Annotated in this window: 19 protein-coding genes and 1 pseudogene; 13 read left to right on the top strand and 7 right to left on the bottom strand. The window is 70.4% G+C overall.

The features are described 5' to 3' along the window. The first annotated feature begins 147 nt into the window (after nt 1-147). The 9 genes from cseB (at nt 148) to ACLJT4_RS20895 (ending at nt 10,923) form a co-directional block, all read left to right on the top strand. A complete protein-coding gene (gene cseB, locus ACLJT4_RS20935; RefSeq protein WP_411123967.1) occupies nt 148-897 on the top strand; it encodes a two-component system response regulator CseB in 750 nt (249 codons plus the stop codon). Between the two features lie 2 nt (nt 898-899). Continuing rightward, complete coding sequence (locus ACLJT4_RS20930) at nt 900-2,216, top strand: sensor histidine kinase (protein WP_411123965.1); 1,317 nt, start codon at nt 900-902, stop codon at nt 2,214-2,216. A gap of 153 nt (nt 2,217-2,369) precedes the next feature. After that, complete coding sequence (locus ACLJT4_RS20925; protein ID WP_411123963.1) at nt 2,370-3,590, top strand: cytochrome P450 family protein; 1,221 nt, start codon at nt 2,370-2,372, stop codon at nt 3,588-3,590. Nucleotides 3,591-3,656: 66 nt separating this feature from the next. Next, complete coding sequence (locus tag ACLJT4_RS20920; protein WP_411123961.1) at nt 3,657-4,526, top strand: AfsA-related hotdog domain-containing protein; 870 nt, start codon at nt 3,657-3,659, stop codon at nt 4,524-4,526. Continuing rightward, nucleotides 4,523-5,170 (top strand): methyltransferase family protein, encoded by a 648-nt coding sequence (locus ACLJT4_RS20915; protein WP_411123959.1) that lies wholly within the window; start codon nt 4,523-4,525, stop codon nt 5,168-5,170. Before ACLJT4_RS20920 ends, ACLJT4_RS20915 begins: the two co-directional genes overlap by 4 nt. Beyond that, nucleotides 5,167-6,171, top strand: coding sequence for an NAD-dependent epimerase/dehydratase family protein (locus ACLJT4_RS20910; RefSeq protein WP_411123957.1), 1,005 nt, complete (start codon nt 5,167-5,169; stop codon nt 6,169-6,171). Before ACLJT4_RS20915 ends, ACLJT4_RS20910 begins: the two co-directional genes overlap by 4 nt. After that, nucleotides 6,168-8,870: a PEP/pyruvate-binding domain-containing protein gene (locus ACLJT4_RS20905; protein ID WP_411123955.1), complete on the top strand. Its 2,703-nt coding sequence runs from the start codon at nt 6,168-6,170 to the stop codon at nt 8,868-8,870. Before ACLJT4_RS20910 ends, ACLJT4_RS20905 begins: the two co-directional genes overlap by 4 nt. Beyond that, entirely contained in the window at nt 8,867-9,805 is a 939-nt protein-coding gene (locus ACLJT4_RS20900; protein ID WP_411123953.1) for a hypothetical protein, read from the top strand. Before ACLJT4_RS20905 ends, ACLJT4_RS20900 begins: the two co-directional genes overlap by 4 nt. 77 nt (nt 9,806-9,882) lie before the next feature. Then, nucleotides 9,883-10,923 (top strand): hypothetical protein, encoded by a 1,041-nt coding sequence (locus ACLJT4_RS20895; RefSeq protein WP_411123951.1) that lies wholly within the window; start codon nt 9,883-9,885, stop codon nt 10,921-10,923. Nucleotides 10,924-11,147: 224 nt separating this feature from the next. Here ACLJT4_RS20895 and ACLJT4_RS20890 read toward each other — a convergent pair whose 3' ends face one another. Further along, entirely contained in the window at nt 11,148-12,104 is a 957-nt protein-coding gene (locus tag ACLJT4_RS20890; protein WP_411123949.1) for a LysR family transcriptional regulator, read from the bottom strand. Nucleotides 12,105-12,194: 90 nt separating this feature from the next. Between ACLJT4_RS20890 and ACLJT4_RS20885 the strand changes: the two genes are divergently transcribed. Continuing rightward, complete coding sequence (locus tag ACLJT4_RS20885) at nt 12,195-13,049, top strand: alpha/beta fold hydrolase (protein ID WP_411123947.1); 855 nt, start codon at nt 12,195-12,197, stop codon at nt 13,047-13,049. 148 nt (nt 13,050-13,197) lie between these two features. Here the strand turns inward: ACLJT4_RS20885 and ACLJT4_RS20880 are convergent. Further along, a pseudogene (locus ACLJT4_RS20880) lies at nt 13,198-13,344 on the bottom strand (TetR family transcriptional regulator); the annotation flags it as partial. A gap of 216 nt (nt 13,345-13,560) precedes the next feature. Between ACLJT4_RS20880 and ACLJT4_RS20875 the strand changes: the two are divergent. Next, complete coding sequence (locus ACLJT4_RS20875) at nt 13,561-13,686, top strand: hypothetical protein (protein WP_411123945.1); 126 nt, start codon at nt 13,561-13,563, stop codon at nt 13,684-13,686. A 363-nt stretch (nt 13,687-14,049) separates the two neighbouring features. Here the strand turns inward: ACLJT4_RS20875 and ACLJT4_RS20870 are convergent, their stop codons facing one another. Both ACLJT4_RS20870 and ACLJT4_RS20865 read right to left on the bottom strand, forming a co-directional pair. After that, nucleotides 14,050-15,051 (bottom strand): L-histidine N(alpha)-methyltransferase, encoded by a 1,002-nt coding sequence (locus tag ACLJT4_RS20870; protein ID WP_411123943.1) that lies wholly within the window; start codon nt 15,049-15,051, stop codon nt 14,050-14,052. A gap of 216 nt (nt 15,052-15,267) precedes the next feature. Further along, entirely contained in the window at nt 15,268-15,858 is a 591-nt protein-coding gene (locus ACLJT4_RS20865) for a TetR/AcrR family transcriptional regulator (protein ID WP_411123941.1), read from the bottom strand. 148 nt (nt 15,859-16,006) lie between these two features. On the opposite strand from ACLJT4_RS20865, the gene ACLJT4_RS20860 reads away from it, so the two are divergent. After that, complete coding sequence (locus tag ACLJT4_RS20860; RefSeq protein ID WP_411123939.1) at nt 16,007-16,738, top strand: SDR family oxidoreductase; 732 nt, start codon at nt 16,007-16,009, stop codon at nt 16,736-16,738. Nucleotides 16,739-17,300: 562 nt separating this feature from the next. Here the strand turns inward: ACLJT4_RS20860 and ACLJT4_RS20855 are convergent. Both ACLJT4_RS20855 and ACLJT4_RS20850 read right to left on the bottom strand, forming a co-directional pair. Further along, nucleotides 17,301-18,782: an aldehyde dehydrogenase gene (locus tag ACLJT4_RS20855; RefSeq protein WP_411123937.1), complete on the bottom strand. Its 1,482-nt coding sequence runs from the start codon at nt 18,780-18,782 to the stop codon at nt 17,301-17,303. 70 nt (nt 18,783-18,852) lie between these two features. Further along, complete coding sequence (locus ACLJT4_RS20850) at nt 18,853-19,437, bottom strand: flavodoxin family protein (protein WP_411123935.1); 585 nt, start codon at nt 19,435-19,437, stop codon at nt 18,853-18,855. A 270-nt stretch (nt 19,438-19,707) separates the two neighbouring features. Between ACLJT4_RS20850 and ACLJT4_RS20845 the strand changes: the two genes are divergently transcribed. Next, nucleotides 19,708-20,412, top strand: a complete 705-nt coding sequence (locus tag ACLJT4_RS20845) for a TetR/AcrR family transcriptional regulator (protein WP_411123933.1) — start codon at nt 19,708-19,710, stop codon at nt 20,410-20,412. A 134-nt stretch (nt 20,413-20,546) separates the two neighbouring features. On the opposite strand, the gene ACLJT4_RS20840 is transcribed toward ACLJT4_RS20845, so the two are convergent. Further along, on the bottom strand, nt 20,547-21,665 hold the full coding sequence (locus ACLJT4_RS20840; protein ID WP_411123931.1) for an acyl-CoA dehydrogenase family protein: 1,119 nt from the start codon (nt 21,663-21,665) through the stop codon (nt 20,547-20,549). Between the last annotated feature and the right edge of the window lie 30 nt (nt 21,666-21,695).

Below are 21,695 nucleotides of genomic sequence, written 5' to 3'. Positions count from 1 at the left end.
GACGCCCCCCGAACGCCCTCCCGTCGAGGGGGCAAAGCGGCGTCCACGCCGTGCCGATGCCGTTCTCCTCCGGTACGGCGCGCCCAGGCACCTTCCGGCCTTCGCCGGCGTCTTGCCACCCCTCACCGGAACAGCGAGGACATTGCCATGACCGCCACCCCCGCGCTCCTCGACGAACCCGCCGGTCCGCACATCCTGTTCGTGGAGGACGACGCGGTGATCCGGGACACCGTCCGCATCGCGCTCCAGCGTTACGGCTTCACCGTCTCCACCGCGGCCGACGGCCTCACCGGCCTCGAACTCTTCCGGAGCGCGCACCCGGATCTGCTGCTGCTCGACCTCATGCTTCCGCAGCTCGACGGCATCGGACTGTGCCGGAGGATACGGGAGTTCAGTCTCGCGCCGGTTCTCATGGTGACCGCGCGCGGCGACGACCTGGACGTGATCTCCGGGCTGGAGGCGGGCGCGGACGACTATGTGGTCAAGCCGTGCGAGAGCGCGGTGCTCGTCGCGCGCATACGGTCGTTGCTGCGCCGCGCCTCGTTCCCGTCCCTGTCCGGGGAGCCCGCACGCGAAGAACCCGCACGCGACGAGAGCGCGGCGGACGCCCGGCCCGTCCTCACCTTCGGGGAACTGACCATCGACACCTCCGGAATGGAGGTGCGGCGCGGGGGTGAGATCGTGGCACTGACCCCCACGGAGCTGCGACTGCTGTTGGCGTTCGCCGAGTCGCCGGGCGTCGTACTGGAGCGCAGGACCCTGCTGAGAAAGGTGTGGGACCACACCTGGGACGGCGACACGCGCGTGGTCGACCTGCATGTGAAGCGGCTGCGTGCCAAGGTCGACGCCGAACGGATCGAGACCGTACGCGGCTTCGGATACAAGCTGCGGCGCTGACGATGCCTCCGCACCCGCCGTCCTCTCCGAGGGCCTGGTCCTGGTATCCCTCACGGTCCTTACGGTGGCGCATCGCGGGACTGGTGGCCGCGGCGACCTGTGTGACCGTCATCGTCCTGGAGATTCTGGTCGATCGCGCCTCGCACGCCTTCACGTTGGAACAGTCCCGCTCGGTCACCATGCTCACGCTCGACCGTGCCGCCGTGTCCTACTCGCGTACGGGCCTGGTCGCCGGAACCGGCGCCGAACTCGACGCGACCGAGGTGCCCGGAAAGCTGCGGGCGTTGGTACGCGAGGGGCGTCAGGGCACGCAGTACACGGACGGTCCCGACGGTCCCGCCATGTGGGCCGCCCGCCCCGCCGGCACACGAACCCTGTCGGTACGGCACTCGTTGCGCACCACGCTGGGCGACCTGGAAGGCTTCAACAGGTCCATCCTGCGGGCCGGCCTGTTGGCGATCCTCGTCGTGCTGCCGCCCATCTGGCTCGTCACCGGGGAGATGAGCCGCCGGCTGCGAACGGCCGCGGGCACCGCCCGACGGATAGCGGCCGGTGACCTGGACGCCCGGATCTCCGCGATGCCCCGCCCGTTCGACGAGATCGCCGAGATCTCCGGTGCCGTCGACTCGATGGCGGCCTCCCTCCAGGCGCGACTGCGAAGCGAGCAACGCTTCACCGCGGATGTCGCCCATGAACTGCGCACGCCCCTGATGGGGTTGGTCACCGCCGCCGAACTCCTCCCGGACGGTGAGGCGGAACGCTATGTGCGGGACCGAGTGCGCGCGCTGTGCGCGCTGGTCGAGGATCTGCTGGAGATCTCCAGACTCGACGCGGGCGTGGAGCGCGCGGACCCGCAGCACTGCGCGCTGGTGCCGCTGTTGGAGGAGACCGTGGAGCGGGTCGCGGTTCCGGCGACGGTGCTCGTCGGGGGCCCCACCAACCCGGCGGACGTCCGTGTGTGGACCGACCCCCGCAGGCTGGAGCGCATCGTCGCCAATCTCGTCGTCAACGCGCACCGGCACGGCCGTCCGCCCGTGACGGTCACGGTGGGCGTGGACGCCGACACCGGCGTTCCCACCGTTTCCGTACGGGACCGGGGGCCCGGCTTTCCCACCGGACTGCTGGACGACGGCCCTCAGCGGTTCCGGACCGGCGCCCGTGAACGTGGCAAGGGACACGGACTCGGGCTGACCATCGCGCTCGGGCAGACCCACGTCATCGGCGCCACTCTGACGTTCGGCAACGCGCCGGACGGCAAAGGCGCCGTGGCCCTCGTACGGCTTCCCCGCGGCCCGGCGGCGGACCCGATACGCGACTGACACACCGCCGACCCCGGACGGACGTACCGCTGACACGCCGTCGCGGCACAGCCGAGCCGGCCTCGACCTCTCTCCTACCTCAGGACGACACATTCGCTTCACAGGATGGCACCCGCACCTGAACTGACGACGTTCCAGGGAAGGACTGCCGCAATGAACGCGAAGACCACCCACGGCGCGCGGGAAGAGACCGTGGTCGACCTCGCCGCGTACGGCGCGCAATTCGTCGAGAACCCCTATCCCGTCTACGCGGAGCTACGCGCGAAAGGACCGGTGCACCGGGTCCGTGTCCCCGGCCAGGAGCGGGACTTCTGGCTGGTCGTCCGCAACGAGGAGGGCCGCCGCATCCTCGCCGACGAGCGCCTCAGCAAGGACTGGCGCTCCCAAGGGGTCTGGCCGGCCGACGCGCTGCCGATCAACGAGAATATGGTGGAGAGCGATCCGCCCAAACACACGCGCCTGCGCGCCCTGGTGACCCGCGCGTTCACCGCGCGGCGCATCGAGGCACTGGCTCCCCGGGTGCACACGCTGACCGCGGATCTCCTGGACGCGATGTCCAAGGCCCCCAACGGGCGGGCCGACCTGGTCGCCGCCCTCGCCTTCCCGCTCTCCATGACGGTGATCTGCGAGCTGCTCGGCGTGCCGGACCTGGACCGGCAGTCGTTCCGGCAGTGGACCAACGAGATCGTGGCTTCCTCCTCCCCCGAGGCGACCGCCGAGGCCGTGCGGGCGGTCAACGCCTATCTCACCGGCCTCATCGAGCAAAAGCGCGCAGAACCGCGCGACGACCTGCTGAGCGCGCTGCTGCGCACGACCGACGAGGAGGGGGACAGGCTGAGCCCGGAAGAAGTCGTCGGCATGGCCTTCCTGCTGCTCGCGGCCGGGCACGAGACCACCGTCGGCCTGATCTCGAACACCGTGCTGGCGCTGCTCCGCCACCCCGACCAACTCGCGCTGCTTCAGGCCGACTTCTCCCTCATCGGCAACGCGGTCGAGGAGACACTGCGGTACGACAGCCCGACGGAGAACTCGACCTACCGGTTCGCCACCGAGGCCATGGACTTCTGCGGCGCCCGCTTCGAGAAGGGCGATCCGGTGCTGGTGTCGCTCGCCGCCGCCGGGCGGGACGGCGAACGCTTCGAGGACGGCGAACGCTTCGACATCACCCGCAGCGCACGCGGACACCTCTCCTTCGGCCACGGCATCCACTACTGCCTGGGCGCCCCGCTGGCCCGGCTCGAAGCCGGCGTCGCGGTCCGGGCCCTGCTGGAGCGCTGCCCCGATCTGCGACTCGACACCTCCGAACCCCTCGTGTACATACCGGGGATGCTCGTCCGCGGCGTGCGCCGGCTGCCGGTGCGATGGACCGGGTGACCCCGTGACCGTACCGAACCCTCAACTCCCCGTCCCGAGCACCCCGAGCACACCCCGGAGCACTCCATGAGTACCGACACGGTGAACCCGGCGCACGACACGGCCCGCGGCCCGATCAGCGAAACCGCCAAGATCAGCACGGACGACACCCACACGTTCTTCTTCGACCACCCCCTCGATCACATACCGGGCATGCTGCTCGTGGACACCGCCCTGCACCGGGCGGAGCAGTCCGCCGGCCGGCACGCCGCGGGTCCGCTGCGGGTCCAGGACCTCGATCTGACGTTCAACGGCCTGTGCGAGCACGGTTCCGAGGCCCTCGTCCACCTCAGGGAGAACCGGCCGGGCAGCCGCACGTTCAGCCTGGACGTACGCCAGGACGGGACGAGCGTCTGCACCGGATCGCTGCGACTGGAGCCGGCTCCACGGCGGGAACTCTTCGTCGAACCGCCAGGACGGGCACCGGGACACGACCGCCCGCGGCGCGCGTCCGCGGAACTGGTCCACAAGAGGTCCCTGGACAACGTCCTGATCGGGCCGCTGCGGCAGACCGGCGAGCACAGCTACACCACCGTCATGATCGCTCCGCCCGCCGACCGATGGCCCGACGTGCATCCCACGACCGTGCTGGTGGAGGCGATCCGGCAGACCGCGACCATCACCTCCCACACCGCGTGGGACATCCCCACGGACTGGCAGTACATCCTGATGTCGATCCGCCTGACGCTCACCGACACCGCGACCTGGCCCGCCGCCCCCGAACTCATCTGCCAGGTCAGCCCGTTGAAGGGCCGCGCCCGCGGCGGGATCGACATCGTCGTCCAGGTCGACGGGACACAGGTCGGCCACATGCACCTCAAGGCCCGCGCCGTACCTCCCGCCGCGTACCAACGGATGCGCGAGGCCAGCGCGAAGACGGCGGAGGCGACGGCATGAGGCGCTGGATCACCGAGAAGTTCCCGGCACTCTTCTTCTTCACCGGGCTCCTGGCCGGCGTCGGCGCCCTCGTCCGGGCGGCGCGGGACACCGGGAGCCCCGCCTCCCCGATGCCGGCGGTGATGATCGGCGTCTACCTGTGCTGGGTCCTGCTGGAGGCGCGCATCACCTTCCGCACGGCCAGGATGCAGGACACCGAGGACGACCACGGCACGGAGATCCTCTACGGGCTGTCACGGTTCGCGACCGTTCTCGCCGCGCTCTACGGCCCGCTGCCCGACGCGTCGCCGCTCCTGGCGGCCGGCCCGCTGCTGGTCCTGCTGGCCGGAATCGCGCTGCGGCTCCTCTCGATCCGGACGCTCGGCGCCTTCTACTCGCACCGGGTGCGCACGGACGCCCAGCACCGCGTCGCCACCTCCGGACCGTACCGGCTGCTCAGACACCCGGCCTACGCGGGAATGATCCTCGCGCACATCGGGCTGGTGGCGTACTTCCTGAATCCGTTGAGCGTCGCGCTGTTGCTGCTGCTGTTCGTCCCCGCGGTCGTGCGCAGGATCTCCGTCGAGGAGAAGGTGATGTCGACCGTCGCCGGCTACCGCGACTTCATGGCGAGCCGCAAACGGCTCGTGCCGTTCCTGTGGTGACCGAAGCACCGCACACCGGCCGACTGCCCAGGATCGCCCTGACCGGGGCCACCGGTTACGTGGGCCGCGCGTTGCTGCGGCACCTGTCGGGAATGGCCTCGCCCTGGCCGGTCACGGCGCTGGTCCGGCAACCGCCGCCGCGACGGCTGCCGTTCGTCACCTACGTGCAGGGCGAGATCCCGGGGCGGCTGCCCGCCAGCTTCCCGCCGCCCGGCACCGACGTCCTGATTCACCTCGCCAACGAGAACCGCAGCCGCGACCAGGACCTCCTGCACGCCGTGAACGTGGCGGGCACCCGCGCCCTGATCTGCGCAGCCCCCGACTCGCTGAAGGGCGTGCTGCTCGGCAGCTCCCTGTCCGTCTACGGCAGGGGCGCTCAGATCCGGGTGGCGGAAACGGCACCCGCCCGGCCGTCGACGTCCCTGGCCCACGCCCGGCTGGGCGCCGAGCGCGAGGCCGTCGAGGCCATGCGGCAGCGCGACGCAACGGCCTACCTGCTGCGGCCGCGGTTCATCACCGGCCGGGACGACACCTCGTTCCTGCCCGGCATCAGCAAGCTTCGGCGGCTGCCGCTGCGGGTGCCCGCCGACCGGACCCACTTCAGCCTGATCGACGTGGACGACTACGGCTCGGTGATCGCGCAACTCGTGCGCCGGGTGCTGGAGCGTGCCGCGGCCGGCACGCCCGTCCGCACGGCGGTGAACGTCGCCTACCGCAGACCCGTGACCCTGCGCGCCCTGTTCGACCTCCTGGCGGCCCCGCCGAGCCCCGTCCCCCTCCGCTGGCTGCCAGCCGCTCCGGTACGGGCCCTGAGTTCCGTGCTCCCCGGGCAGGGGGCGTCCCGGCTCGCGGAGCAACTCGACCTGGTCACCCGGTCCCACTGGGCCGACGTCGGCCTCCTGGAGAGCGAGATCGGAACCGCACTGACCGCGAAATCACCGGAAACGGTGGTGCGCTCCTACCGGGCGCACCAACCCCAACCCGAACAGGGAAACTCGTGAACGAGACTCTCATCGAGACACTCGACGACGGCATGACCCCGGACAGCGTCGGCTGGAAGTTCGCCCGGCTCAAGACCCTCCAGGAGCGGGGTGTCCGGGTCCCGGGACTGTTCTGCCTCACCGGCGCGGCCTACCACCGGGCGGTGGCACCGGTCGCGGACGCCATCGACTCCCTGGTGCGCAACACCGATCTGGACGACTGGGACCAGGTGTGCGCCACCAGCGCCCGGATCCGTGAGGTCATCGCCCAGGCCGGACTCGGCCCCGAGGTGGAGCCGGCCCTCGAACGCCGGCTGGCCGCCGATTTCCCCGACGGCCCGCTGCTGGCGGTGCGGGCCTCGGTCATCGGTGCCCTGGGCCAGGGCGAGGACTCGGCACGGAACCCCTTCGCGGGCATGAGCGACAGCTTCCTGTACGTCCCGCCGTCCGGGGTGAAGGAGGCGGTGCTCAAGTGCTGGGCATCGGCGTTCAGCCCGGAGGGACTGCTCTACCGGCACCGTCAGGGGCTGCCCTTCTCCGGGCTGTCCGTCGCCGTCGGCGTCCAGCGCATGGTCTTCGGTGAGCGTTCGCTCGTCCTGTTCACCTGCGACCCCACCAGCTACGCGCGCAACACGGTGATCAGCGCAAGCTGGGGCATCGGCGAGGGCGTCGTCCAGGAGAAGGCCCCCGTCGACCACTACTTCGTGCACTCGCGCACCGGGAACGTCGAGAGCGTCGTGGCCCGCAAGACGACCATGGTGACCCTCGACCGCGAGCGGGGACACGGAACCGTCGAGACCGCCGTGCCGAGCGAACGCGTCGACGTTCCCGTGCTGAGCGACGCGGAGGCCAGGTCGCTGGCCGAACTCGGCCGCGACATCGAGAAGATCTTCGGCGAGCCGCAGGACATCGAGGCGACCTTCACCGAGGACGGTCTCGTGCACGTGGTGCAGTCGCGACCCGTGACCATCGAGGCCGACCGGCACCGGATCTGGAGCAGCGCCAACGTGTCCGAGAGCTTCCCGGACACGACGACCCCGATGACGTACTCGGTGGCGCGCCGCTTCTACTGGCTGCTGAACCACGACTACCTGCGCCGCAGCGGAGTCCCCGAGAGCGAGCTGCACGATCTGCACGAGACGATGACCCGGCTGCTCGGGTTCCTCGACAACCGCATCTACCACAGCATCAACGCCTTCATCCAGATGCTGTCCGCCGTGCCGATGTTCGACAGCGTCCGGCGCGACTGGGAACGCCTCGTCGCCGAACTCGACACGTTCTACCACCACACGTCCGACAAGCCCACGGGCTTTCGCGCCCGCGGTCGCCGGGCGGTCCGACTGGTCACCGGGTGGGGCCGGGTGGCGCGTGCCTACCAGACCCTGCCCCGCGACTTCAAGGATTTTCAGGAGCAGTGGAGCGGGCTGCTGAAGGAGGTGCGGACCGGGGCGACGGCGACCGAGCATCCGCTCAAGCTCGTCGCCGACTACCGGCACACCTGGCGCACGGCGGGACGGCTCTGGGGCGTCACCCTCGTCAACTACCAGTTCATGGTCCTGTTCCACAAAGCCGTCGAGCTGGCCATGGACCGCTGGGGCGTCGACGAGCAGGAGACCCTCTTCAGCCAGTTGCTGTGCGGCGGCCGGCAGCTCAAGGGCGCGGAAATCGCCCTGAGCGCCGTTCGGCTGGCCGAGCGGGTGCGGGCCGACGCGGGACTGCACGATGTGTTCCTGGCCGACCCACCACGCGCGATCTGGGACCGCTTGGAGGCCGGGAAGCTTCCACGCGAGTTCACCGAGGAAGTGCGCCGGCACATCGAGGGGTACGGCGACCGCGGCATCGCGGAACTGAAGCTGGAGAAGTCCAACCTCCGCGACACGCCGTGGGAACTGATCCGCCTCGTCCAGCAGTACGCCGCGAGCGACCTGACCGTCGCGGACATGGAAGAGGTGGAACGCGAGACGCGCCTGGCGGGCGAGGCACTGCTGCGCTCCAAACTCCCTCGGGCCCGGCTGCGGCGCGCGGTGCTGCTCGGTCTGTTCGACCGGCTGCGCACCACCCTGTACTACCGGGAAGTCGGCCGGTACATGCGCAGTGAGCTGTTCGGCTACAGCAAGCAGGTCATCCGCGCCCTGGGTGCGGAGTTGCACCGCCGCGACGTGCTCGGCGACCCGGAGGACGTGTTCTTCCTCGATCTCGACGAGCTCTTCGGCTTCGTGGACGGTACGGGCTCCACCCGCGACCTGGCGGGACTGGTCGCGGTCAGGAGGCGCGATCTGGAGAAGTCCCGGGCGCTACGGCCGGTGCGCGAGTTCGCCACCGGCGACGTGGTGGCGACGTCGGTGCCGCAGCAGGAGGACGTGTCGCCGGACGGCACGGAGGGCGTCGAGGGGCTGCGCGGCCTCGGCTCGTGCCCGGGAAAGGTCCGCGGATACGCGCGTGTCCTGTCGGACCCGGCCCTGGACGGGGAGTTCCCCGCCGACAGCATCCTCATCACCCGGGAGACCGATCCCGGCTGGCTCTACCTCATGCTCGCCTCGAAGGGAATCGTCGTCGAACGCGGCAGTCTGCTGTCGCACACCGCCATCACCGGCAGGAAGTTCGGCATACCGACGATCGTGGGGGTGCCGGACGCGACCCGGAGGATCCCCGAGGGGAGCCTCATCGAGGTCGACGGGGGCACCGGCAGCGTCGTGATCCTGGACGAGGCCCCCCGGTGAGGCCGCTGCGGGCCTTCTGGCGCTTCTTCTCCCGGCGCTTCCCCGCCCTGCGCTACCTGGCGTACGTCGTGCTGTGGCCGGCGGGCGTGCTGGGCGCGCTGGCGGCGTTGCGTCCCGCCGGGGCGGCGGTGGGCCCTGGCGTCGCGAAGCAGGTGTGCGCCGCGCTGGCCCTGTTCGTGATCCTGTTCTTCATGCGCGCGGTCGACGAGGTCAAGGACCTCGACTACGACCGGGAGTTCCACCCCGACCGTCCCCTCGTGACCGGCGAGACGGATGCCGCGACGATCCGTGTCTACCTGGCGGTGGCGGCGGTGGCCGCCGTGGCACTGAGTGCCGTCGTCGGCACGGCGGCCGTCGTGACGGGCGTGGCGATCATGGCCTACAGCGTGTTCCTGCTCCTGCTGGAGAGGACGTCCGAGCGCTTCCGCGAGAGCGTCTGGGGGAACATCGCCATCACGATCCAGCTCAAGACCGGACTGATCTGCTACCTGGCGCTGCTGGCCGCCTCCGGCGGCGCCGGAACGCCGCCGCTGCCGACCGCGCTCGTGGTGCTGTCCTTCCTCCTGGCCTATCTGCACTGGGAGATCGCACGCAAGACGGTACGGGCGCGATTCGCCTTGCCCGGCGAGAAGCTCTACTCGACGGCGTGCGGCGCCCGGTGGAGCCTCGGCGTGGCCGCAGTCCTCATGGTCACCGCCTGCTTCTTGCGCGCGGTGGTGACCTTGAAAGCGGACGCGGGCGCGGTACGGCCCGCCACGCTCGCGTTGTTGGCCGCACCACTCGCCCTCGTGGTCTGGGGCGTGATCGGCTTCCACAGGCGCGGGGAGGCGCGGCACACCGCCGGCGGGCCCGCGTTCGCCGCGTACCTGGCGTTCCTCGCGACCGGGGCGGTGCAGCCCGCCCTGATGGGCGAGGCGCCGCCCTGGTTCGGCTGAGCCGAGCCCCCTCCCCGTCTCCTTCTTTCTCCTTCTTCACTCTCCTCCTTCTCCTCTGACGAAAGGTGTGGCGTGTCATGAACGGACGTGTCATTTACGCCGACTTCGAGTACCCCATCCCGCTGGGCGGCGCGCGCATTCTGTCGGCGCACGTGAAGCTGCTGGCGGAGGCGGGGGTGGACGCCTACCGGTGGTCGCCGACACCGGGCTTCCGGTACGCCTGGTTCGACGACAGCGGCGTCCCGACCCTGTCGGGCATGGAGATCGACCTGACCGCCGACGACCTTCTCGTCGTCCCGGAGATCTCCGTCCTGCCCGGACACGACCCGGCGCCCGGCGCCCGCAAGGTCGTCTTCAACCAGGGGCACTTCCTCACCTTCCTCACCAGCGGCGCGGAGGGCCGGTACCCGGGCTTCACCCCCGATCCCGGCATCTGGACGATCTCCCGGGAGAGCGTCGACGTCCTCAGCCGCGCGCATCCGTACCTGCCGACGCCCCTGCTCATCCCGAACCCCATCGACGGCGAGCTCTTCCGCCCCGCCGAGCGGCGGGTGCCGAGCATCGCGTGGATGCCGCGCAACCGCCCCGCGGAGTCGCTGCTGCTGGAGCGGCTGCTCCGCGCCGATCCGCGCGGCGAAGGCGTCGAGTTGCGCCCCATCCGCGGATTGAGCCACGAACAGGTCGCCCAGGTCCTCGCCGACACGTCGGTCTTCGTCGCGCTCGGCTCACCGGAAGGAGAGGGGTTCGGCCTGCCCGTCGCCGAAGCGCTGGCGAGCGGCTGCCTGGTCGCCGGCTATCCGTTGGGCGGCGGCGAGGAGCTCTTCGACGCGCCCTCGGCCTGGCGCGTACCCGACCTGCGTACGGGCCTGCTGGCGGACCGCGCCCTGGAACTCGTCCGGCGGCCGGAGGACGGCCTGCGCGCCGAAGGGCGTCAGTGGCTCCTCGACCGGTACCACCGCAAGACGGCCACGGACGCCCTGCTGGCGGCGGTCGACGCGGCCCGGGCCCTGCCGGGCGGCCCGGCCACGGCGACGCATTTCCTGGCCTGGTCGGAGGAGTACCGGCCGTTCTTCGTGTCCCAAGTGGCGGCCATGGAGGCGGCACAGAAGGGCAGTTGACCGTTCCCACCGTGCGGAACCCGCCACGGCCGAGGTGACCGGCACGCGCTTCCCCCTCTGTGCAGGGCGGCTGGTGATGGCCACCGGCGGGTTCACCGGACTGGATCCCGCAGAGGGGGACATGCCGTTGACGGGGGTGGTAGTGGGTTGGTGCCCGGCCGGCTCGGCCTGGGCTTCGGTGAGCGTGCACGGTGTGGGGTGGGTTCCCGACCGCGTCCGAACCTTCAGGGGGCGGCTGACGGAACCGAACCCGGTGCCCCTGCGTGGCCCAACCGCCGGTCGAGCGCCGCACCGACGTCGGGGCAGTTCCGGCGGACGGTGTCGAGGAAGGCGCCCAGCACGGGGGAGCGGTCCTGGCCGTTGAAGGACAGGATGAGTTCGGGCAGTGCCGTGCGCGGGGTCACCTCGCAGAACCAGGTGCCCGGGCGCGGGGCCGACAGCATGCGGGAGGGCCCGAGGCCCACGCCGATTCCGCAGGCGGCCAGGCCGATGATCGTGTGCACGTCCCTGGCGACGGACGCGCCGTCCACCGCGTCGTCGCCCAGCAGGGTGCGCAGCCCGGCGGTGACCGCGGGCTCGTCCTCCCCGGCGGCCACGATCAGCGGTTGCCGCCGCACCTGGTCCACGCTCACCGACGCCTGGCCTGCGTAGGGGTGCGTGCTGTGGACGACGGCGATCAGGCGGTCGCGCCCGACCGGGACGGACACCAGGCGCTCGGCCCCGGCGCCCCGGGGCGGTCCGAGGGTGACGGCCACATCCAGTTCGCCGGAGATGAGGGCGGCGGCGCTGCGGCTGGACGCCATCTCGTGCAACTCCAGCCGTACATCCGGACGTTCGCGGCCGAACCGGCTCAGGACGTCCGGGAGCGGGTCGAGCAACGCGGAGGCGATGAACCCCAGGCGCAGCCGTCCCGTCTCGCCGCGCGCCGCCCGGCCGGCGTCCACTGTGGCCGCCGTCATCTCCTCCAGCGCCCGCCGCGCCCGGGCGAGGAACGCCTGGCCCGCTGCGGTCGGGAACACGCCCTGGCGCGTGCGATCGAACAGCCGGGTTCCTATCTCGCGCTCCAAGTCGGCGACCTGTTTCGAGAGCGGGGGCTGCGCGATGCCCAGCGCGTGGGCCGCCCGGCCGAAGTGTCCGTGCTCGGCGAGGGTGAGCGCGTACCGCAGATGCCGCGCCTCCATGACCACCCCTTCATACACAGAAAGTATCGCCACTCAGCCTGCCATATCTTCTGCTGGATGACACGGCCGTCACCGACTGTGATGGCACCCATGACGACCTCCCCCAACTCCGATGTGAACGACACCGTCTTCGTCCTCGTCCACGGTGCCTGGCACGGCTCGTGGCAGTGGGCGGCGACGCAGCGCGCACTCGCCGGTCTCGGTGCCGCGAGCCTGGCTGTCGACATGCCCGGGCACGGCTTCGACGTCCCCCTGCCCAGCGGGTACCTCCTGCCTGGTCAGCCCGCGCTGCTGACCGAGAGGTCGCAGCTCGCCGACGTGACGATGGACGACTGTGCCGATGCCGTCCTGGACACGCTGCGCCGGGTCCGCCACTACGGCCGTGTCGTGCTCGTCTCCCACAGTGCGGGCGGCGGACCTGCGTCGCTGGCCGCGGAGCGCGCCCCCGAGCTGGTCGACCGCATCGTCTACCTCTCCGCGTTCGTCCCCGCCGGCCGCCCCCGGTTCTTCGACTACCTCAGCACCCCCGAGAACGCCACCGCACGGGGACAGAACCTCAACCTCGGTGATCCCGCGGCACTGGGCGCCGTACGCATCAACCCGCTCTCGCCGGACCCCGCTTACGTCGAGGAGCTACGGCAGACCCATTACCACGACACGCCCGTCGACCGCTTCGACCGCTGGCGCTCCGCGCTCAGCCCCGACCTGCCACTGGCCATCCCGACAACCCCGATCACCCTGACCGCGGCGCGGTGGGGCCGCATCCCACGCACCTTCCTGCGCTGCGCGCAGGACCGGGCGCTGGCGCCGGCCGCACAGGACCTGATGATCGCCGAGGCCGACCGGGCCATGCCGGGCGAGCCGTTCACCGTCCACACCCTGCCGAGCAGTCACAGCCCGTTTGCCGCCCGGCCGCGGGAACTCGCCGAGGCCCTGGTCCGGTAATCGGCGGTCGGTTGCTGCCGCCGGTGGTGCTGAGTGCGCCCTTCGTGCAGCTGCTCAACGTCAATCGCGCCGATCGCCGCTCCGGCCACTCAGTCCGGCTTGGGCGCGGGCCCAGGGGCCAAGCTGCACGGGGGCTTCTGACGCACGATCAGGTATGCGGTGCACCACTGTCTGCCGCCAAGCGCGTGAGCCACTCACGCAGTAGGTGCTGTTCGGCGTCGCTCAGGACGTCGGCGTCGTCGGGGAGGGCGGCGCGCAGCGCGCGGGCTGCCGCGGCCGGACCGGACTCCACGGCGATCTCGCCGAAGCCACCGCGGTGATCCTCGCCGAGGAGGCCCGCTTCGAGGGGCCCACCCCGCCGCTCACCGGCCCGGCGGCGCTCGACTTCGACACCGTCGCCGAGATCCTGACCCAGGCCACCGGACGACCCTTCACCCGCACCGTCATCCCTGACGACACCTTCCACGAGCAGGCGCTGGCGCACGGCGCCCCGGCCCCGATCACCGACCTGATGCTGAGCATCTTCACCGCGGCACGCAACGGCGAGTTCGCCGCTGTCGACTCGACACTGGCCGAACTGATCGGGCGAGAGCCCACCACCTTCCGCACCCAACTGGAGCGCGCCTGGGCCGAATAGATCCAGTGGGGCGCACACCCGGCTCCGGCCCCACTCGCCGCCCGCAAAGGCGTATTGACCGCGAACGTTGTTGACGGTGGACGACGGAGGCTACGGACGACGACGCAGTGCATCCAGTGCCGGACCGTTTGCGGGAGAACCGGGTGCCGGGTGTCGTCGGGGGAGAGGGCGGGGCTGGCAAGTGCTCCGCCGCCCCGACAGGTTGCGTGCCATCCCGCTCTCGGCATTGCCGACGGTGGTGGGGGCGCTCACGTTGGTTGGTGCTGGACCGGATTCTCACCGAATCCGCCGATGCCCGGCCCTACTGAGAGGATCTCGTCCGGATCGAGTTCGTGCCCCAAGTTCGGTCACGGAAAGGGGCGTTCAGGGTGTCGGGGTCGCTGCGACGAGGAGCACCTGGCTGTTCTGGGCGTGTTCGAGTAAGCGTACCTGGAGCCCGCAGTCGGTCAGCTGGTCGGCCACCGCCGCACTGTCCTGGTAGAGGTAGCGCCAGACAACCACGGTGTCGTTCGGCTCGAACGACACCGTTCGGTGGCCTCCCGCGGCGTCGAAGGTCACGGTGACCGGCTCCAGGAACCGCGCGCGGACGAAGATTTCGCTGCGCGTCCGGTCGAACCCGGTTTCGGTGACGTACCAGGAGCGGTCGATGGCAAGCAGGTCCAGCCCCGCCAGTTGCTGCGGCTTGTGCGGGCCGCCGACGCTGACCTGCTTCATGAACGCGGGCCTGTCGGCGCCGATGTCGATGCGCAGCGTCAGTAGCAGCACGTCGTGGTCACTCATGGCGCTGCGCACGTGGCGTAGCACCTGGTTCGGTTCGGCGAAGTTGTACAGGGTGCCGCCGGCCAGGATGACGAGGCGGAACGGCTCGGCACCGGAGTGCCCGGAGGTGCGCTCGGGTGCCAGGACCCGCTTGAGATCCGGCCCGGTGAAGTCGCCGTGCCACAGCTCGAAGTTCTCCGCGTGGTCCGGGAATTCGGATTGCAGGTTGTCCCCGGCCAGTTCGAGGATCTCGGCGCTGATGTCGACGGCGCGATAGCCGGCCAGGCGGGTGCGCTCCAGCAGGTGGCGGATCAGACCGCGTACCGGACGCGTGGTGCCCGGCCCGAGATCGACGAGCTGTATGGGCGACGATGGCGGCGCAAGGGCGAGGAGTTGCTCGGCGTGCCGGGTGAGCAGGCTGTTGATGTCACGCAGCATCGGCACGAGGTCGGGGTTGGACGGTGCTTCGCCCGCCCGCCACATTTCGCTTCCCTCGCCGAGGTAGGTCAGTTGGTAGGGGAACTCGGCGTGGAGGCTGAGCGAATCGGCGACTGCGTCCACCTGGGCGGCCGAGTAGAGGCGATAGAAGTCTTCGCGCGGGGTCACCGCATGCCGTTGTCTACCCATGGCGGAGAGTAGACCGTCAGCCGTACGTATCCGTCCAGCATGTGCTATGGCCTTTGGCTGAGTTCAGCCGACTGTTGGCCGCTCCTTCAAGTCCGACCCGAGGTGTTCCCAACGTCGTGACCAGGAGTTCGTTCATTCCCTGGCCGCGGCTCACGGGCTGACGTAACTTCGGGATCTTTCCTCTGGGGTCTGCCGTCAGTTCTCGGGGAGCCGCGGTGGCACGGATTCCAGTCCGTCCAGGGTGAGGTCGAGGAGGCGTTCGGCCTGCTCTCGCTGCTCGGGCTTGGCCGAGGTGAGGGCGATGCCGGCGAGGGCGGCGAACATGTCGGTCGGACTGATGTCAGACCGGATCGTTCCGGCAGCGGCACCGGCGTCCATGAGGGAGGAGAGGGCGGCCTGGATCATCTCGTGACTGTCGGCGTAGGGGTTGGTTCCCGAATCGACGACGGCGCGCAGGGCTTCGGCCATGCCGAGTTTGGCGGTGGCGTAGTCGATGAAGCGGCGAGTCCACGCACGCAGGGCCGCAGACGGCGGCACCGCTGCAAGAAGGCCGGGGGCGGCGTCGCACAGCCGGGCCACTTCGTTGCGGTAGGCCGCCTCGATCAGGGCCTCCCGGTTGGGGAAGTTGCGGTAGAGGGTGCCGGTTCCCACGCCCGCTTCCCTGGCGATGCGCTCGAAGTGCGCATCCAGTCCCTCCTCGGTGAACACGCGCACCGCAGCGGCCAGGATCTTGTCCCGGTTCCGTTGTGCGTCAGCCCTCAGTGGGCGTCCTGCATCTCGGGCCATCGGCGGTTCTCTCCTGTCTCCACTTGCTAAGTGGAGGCGCCGCCACTTATTGTCGATGAAGTGGCGGCGCCTCCACTTTCACTTTAGGGCATGGGCATGTGCATGGGCTTGGCCTGCCCGCACTCCTCTTCTGGAAGGACTGTCAATCGTGTCGGGAATTGAAGGCAAGGTCGTGGCGATCACGGGCGCCAGCAGCGGCATAGGAGAGGCGACCGCGCTTCTGCTTGCCGAGCGTGGCGCGAAGATCGTCCTCGGGGCACGCCGTCCGGAGCGCCTTGAGGCCCTGGCCGCCCGCATCGAAAAGGCCGGCGGTGATGCCGCCTGGGCCCGCACGGACGTGACGCGACGCGAGGACCTCGCCGGCCTCGTCGAACTGGCACGTGATCGGTACGGCAAGCTCGACGTCCTCGTCAGCAATGCCGGGATCGGCTTGATCTCCCGTCTGGACGACCTGCGCGTCGAGGACTGGGAGGAGATGATCGACGTCAACCTCAAAGGCGTCCTGTACGGGATCGCCGCAGCCCTTCCCGTCTTCCGGGAGCAGGGTTTCGGGCATTTCGTCAACACCGTGTCCACCGCCGGACTGCGCATCGTGCCGCTCCAGTCGGTATACGCCGGCACGAAGAACGCCGTGCGCACCATCTCCGAGGGCCTGCGCCAAGAGGCCGGAGACAGCCTGCGGGTGACCGTCGTTTCACCCGGCGCCGTCCGCACGGACTTCGCAGAGCGCATGGGTCCGGCTGCGAAGGCCCAGATCGACAAGATGATGGAGATCGCTCTTTCGCCGGACGCGGTGGCCCGCGCCATCGCCTTCGCCATCGAGCAGCCGGACGGTGTCGATGTGGGTGACATCGTCGTTCGCCCCACCGTCCAGGGATAGGTCTGCGCAGCCACGCAGCCCACCCCGCGTCCCTACCGAACCCACGGACGCCCTCAGCTGATGCACACGGACCGACTCGCGAGTTCCCGCTGAACAAGCTTCAGTTCCGCTGAACCCGTGGGCCTCACCGGTGTCGGGACTGGTGGGCTCGCGTGTTGACGCGTCGTGTATTCCTCGGTGAGGCCAGTCATGGTGTCACCGTGTGTGTCGCCGAGGGCGCCATCGTTTGCTGGCACAAGGCCCCGTTCGTCCGCTGCCTGAATTCGTCCGGTCGGACGCGGGCGACGTCGAGTGTCGCGCCTGCCCGAGGCCGTCCAGTGGGGAACGGCGCCCGGCGCGGTCGTTGGTCAGCGCGGTTCTCGGATGCCGTCGATGATGCAGGTCCAGTTGTGGCCGCCGTGTCCGTTGTCGATCGCGCACTCGTTCAGCCGGCCCGTGTCTGTTCCTGCTCGGCCGGCGGGGCGCTGCGGGCCACCAGGATGTCGCCGACGTCGGACCGACGGCTGCCGGGCCGCAGCAGCACCCCCGACGCCAACTCCTCGCACTGGCAAGGGACATGTGCTCATTCGGCGATGGGGTAGCGCGGGGCCTGCGGGCCTTCGATGGTGATCCACTGGAGTTCGGTGAATGCTTCCAGTCCGGCCCGTCCGCCGGACTTGCCGTAGCCGCTGTTCTTCACCCCGCCGAAGGGGACCTGCGGTTCGTCGTCGAGGGTGGCACCGTTGATGTGGCACATGCCGGTGTTGATGCGTTTGGCGAGGTTCAGGGCGAGGGGGATGTTGCGGGTGAAGATGGCCGAGGTGAGGCCGTATTCGTTGTCGTTGGCTACGCGCAGGGCCTCTTCGTGGCCGTCGACGGTGATGACGGTGACCATGGGGCCGAAGGACTCCTCCTGGTAAACGCGCATGCCGGGTGCGACATCGGCCAGCACGGTCGGGGCGAAGCACGGGCCGTCGGTCGTTCCTCCCGCCAGCAGGCGCGCGCCCGCTCCGACGGCGTCCTGGACCAGGCCGGTCAGACGGGAGACGGTGTTCCGGCCGACGACGGGGCCGAGGACGGTCTGCGGGTCACGGGGGTCGCCGTAGGTGATGGTGCCGGCCAGGGCGGCGAGACGCCGGGTGAACTCGTCCGCGATGACGCGGTCGACGATGACGCGTTCGGTGGACAGGCAGCCCTGGCCCGAGTTGGCGAACGCGCCGAAGCCCACTGCGCCGACCGCGTGGTCGAGGTCGGCGTCGGCGAGGACGATGACCGGTGCCTTGCCGCCGAGTTCGAGGATCGCCGGCTTCAAGTGCGAGGCGGCCTTCTCGCCGATGATGCGGCCGACTCGGGTGGAGCCGGTGAAGTGGACGCGCCGGACGGCCGGGTGCGCGATGAGTGCGTCGACCACGTCGGGGGCGTCCTCGGGTGCGTTGGTGACCAGGTTGAGCACCCCGTCGGGCAGTCCGGCCTCGGTGAAGCACTCGGCGACCAGGCCGTGGGTGCGCGGTGTTTGCTCCGAGGCCTTCATCACGACGGTGTTGCCGAGGACCAGTGCCGCCGGGAGCGAGGCGCCCACCAGCAGCGCCGGGGCGTTCCAGGGAATGATGCTCGCGACCACGCCGACCGGCTTGCGGATCGCGATCGAAGTGCGCCCCGAGGTCTCGGAGGGGATGACCTGGCCGGTCAGGCCCTCGTGGGCGGCGCTCGCCGCGTAGCGGATCTTCTCGGTGAGGACCTTGACGTTGTAGGCGCCCCAGGCGGCGGGGCCGCCCATCTCGGCGGTGAGCGCCTCGGCCAGTTCCTGGGCCCGTGTTTCCAGCTTCTCGGCCGCTGCCCACAGGATGCGGCGGCGCTCGCTCGGTGCCAGCGCCGCCCAGGCGCCGAATGCCTGCTCGGCTGCTTCGGCTGCGCGCACGACGTCCGCGGTGCAAGCGGCGGCGGCACGGGAGGCCACCTGGCCGGTGAACGGGTCGTGTGCCGCGTAGCTACGGCTGTTCGCCGCCGGCTGCCAGGCGCCGCCGATCAGCAGCCGCTGGATGGGGGGCTCGGTGGTGGGGGTCATGTGCTCTCCCGTCCTGCTCGCCCCGCCCTCGGGGGGCGGGGCGAGCGGTGGTGGTGTGCGGGTGTCCGGGTTACCGCTGGGCGGCCAGGCCGTCGCGGTGGATGCGGGTCTGCTCGGCGACGCGGCGGCCGAGGTGGCGCGCGGTGCTCAGGTCCGCGTCGTGCACGGCGGCGGTGTCGTTGAAGCTCTGCGCACCGGCGCCGAGGTAGAAGCCGAGCCGGTTGTCGTCCCCGGGGCTGGAAGCCGTGGTGTTCCAGCCCGGCAGCAGGCCCAGGCTGACCCAGAGCATCCCGTGCTGGGCGGCCAGGAGGGCGAAGTACTGCAGGGTGTGCATCTTGTCGCCGCTCATGGAGCCGGAGTTGGTGAATCCGGCGGCGAGCTTGTCGCTCCAGGCACGGGTCATCCATCGCTTGCTGGTGGCTTCGGCGAAGGCGTGGAAGGCCCCGGAGGCGGTGCCCATGTAGGTGGGGGAGCCGAAGACGATGGCGTCGGAGTCGTCCAGCGTCTCCCAGTCCGTGTCGCTGAGGGAGGCGACGTCCACGCGGTGGACCTGCGTCCCGGAAACGGAGTGTGCGCCGTCGGCCACGGCCGTGGCGATCTGCGCCGTGTGACCGTAACCGGAGTAGGAGGCGATGCTGATCGAGATGTCGGACACGGTTGTTTCCTCTCATGGCGCCGGCGAGTGCTGGCGCGGCGTCTTCGAATGCCGACGAGGTGGACTGGCCGTCCGCTCGGGCGGCGAAGAGGTGTGGGACGCGCTCGTACGGCCCGCGGTGCGTGGCCGGAACGAGAGGCCCATGGACCTCTGTGTGGGTGTGGGCCTGTTGAGGAGCAGCCCTTGATCGACGATCACCTTTATCGGTGATCCGCTATTGAGCGTAGCACTGATAAGGCGGCGATACGCAAGAAGGCGTATCGTTGTTCCATGGATGAGGGAAGGCACGCCGCCAGGTATCGGGTTCTGCAGGTCGCAGCCGAGCTGCTGGAGGAGGGCGGCAGCGAGGCGGTTTCCACGCGGGCCGTCGCGACCGCGGCAGGGATCACAGCGCCGGCGCTGTACCGGATGTTCGGGGACAAGGACGGACTGCTCGCCGAGCTGGCCACCCACGGATTCGAGATGTACCTGGCCGAGAAACACGAGGCACTGTCCCAATCCGAGGACCCGGTGGCCGATCTCTACCGGGGCTGGGACCTGCACGTCGACTTCGGCCTGCGACACCCCGCGTTCTACCTGCTCATGTACGGAACGGCCCGCCCCGGTCGCAAGCCCCCGGCCGCCGACGAGGCGCACGCCCTGCTGGTGAGCCTGCTCGACCGGGCCGCCGCCGACGGGCGCCTTCGGGTGCCGGTGGAAGAGGCAACCCACGTGGTCCACGCCGCGACAACCGGCGCCACCCTGGCGCTGATCGGCGAAGACGCGTCACAGCGGAAACTGTCGACCTCGACACGACTGCGGAACATCGTCATCGGATCCATCACCACCGACCCACCCGTCGCCACCGACACGGACCGGGCATCCCGAGCGCTCGCACTCGATGCCGCCCTCACCCTCGAAGACGGCGCCGCGCCCCCCTTGCGGGCGGCCGAGACCGCGCTGCTACGCGACTGGCTGCGCCGCCTCGCCGAGTAGACCACCCAACGGCGCCCAGGAGTTGTCCGACCGTGCCGGCCGGCCTGGACGCCTCCGGCCGCACTGCGCCCGCCGTCGTTCACCTGCCGGCCGGCGGTGAACGTTCCTTGGTCGTGGTGTTCTTCGCCGACCAGCTAGAGCCCCAGGGCCGTGGCCACGTGGGAGAGATGGTGGTCGGCGTCGCCGAAGGCCAGGGCGGTGGCCGTCGCATGGCGGGTGAAGAGATGCAGGTCGTGTTCGGCGGTGAAGCCGATCGCGCCGTGGACCTGATGGGCCAGTGCGCACACCTCCTGGTACTGCTCGCTGGCGCAGGCTTTGGCCAGCGAGACCTCCAGCGCGGCGGGGAGATCGTGCGACAGCAGCCAGGCTGCTTCGTAGGCGAGCAGGCGTGTGGTGAGGACCTGCACGGCCATGTCCGCGCAGTGTTGTTGGACTGCCTGGAAACTGCCGATGGGGCGGCCGAACTGGGTGCGGGTCTTGGCGTAGTCCACCGTCATGTCGAGGACGCCCTGTGCCGCGCCGGCCATCTCGGCGCAGGTCGCCGCGGCGCCCAGGGTGGCGACCGTCTCGGCCACGGCGCCGCCGTCGCCGACCGTGCCGATCACCTGCGAGGCGGGGACGGCGGCATCGGTGAAGTCCACGCGGTATTCGGGGGTGGTGCCGACGACGTCGAGGCGGTGCCGGCCCAGGCCCCGGGTGGTGGTGTCCACCAGCAGCGCCGTAAGCCCTTCTCGGTCGTCGGTGCGAGCCATGACCACGAGGGCGTCGGCTGCCTGGGCGTACGGTACGAACAGGGCCGTTCCGTCGAGCCGGAAACCCTCGGCCGACGGGGTCGCCGTGATGTCCGAGCCGGCTGCGTCCCAGTGGCCGCGCGGTGCCGCACGGGCGTAGGTCAGGATGCGGCCCTTCGCCGCCGCGCTCAGCCACTGCGCGCACTGGGAGGGGTTGCCGTGGCGGGCGAGGGGGAGGGCCGCACAGGCCACGGTGGTCAGCAGTGGGCTCGGTGTCTGGTGGCGGCCGAGTTCCTCGCAGAGCAGCCAGAGGTCCATGAAGTCGCCGCCCAGTCCGCCGTGTTCCTCGGGCAGTGCGAGTGCGGGCCAGCCGAGTTCGGTCATCTCTTCCCACAGCGCCGGCGAGTGGCCGAGTGGGCTGTCGCGTACTGCCCGTGCGCCGGCCGTGGCGTGTCTGTCCGCCAGGAGGGCCGTTGCCGCCGCTCGGATGTGCCGTTGGTCCTCGGTGGCCGTCAGGTCCATAGCCGCTCCGATGCCGGGGATGTGGGGATG

Origin of the sequence: Streptomyces sp. x-19 (assembly GCF_046549115.1) — a bacterium.
Taxonomy (GTDB): domain Bacteria; phylum Actinomycetota; class Actinomycetes; order Streptomycetales; family Streptomycetaceae; genus Streptomyces; species Streptomyces albulus_C.
The sequence above is the reverse complement of the archived record's forward strand: the minus strand, read 5'-3'. Positions and strand labels throughout refer to the sequence as shown.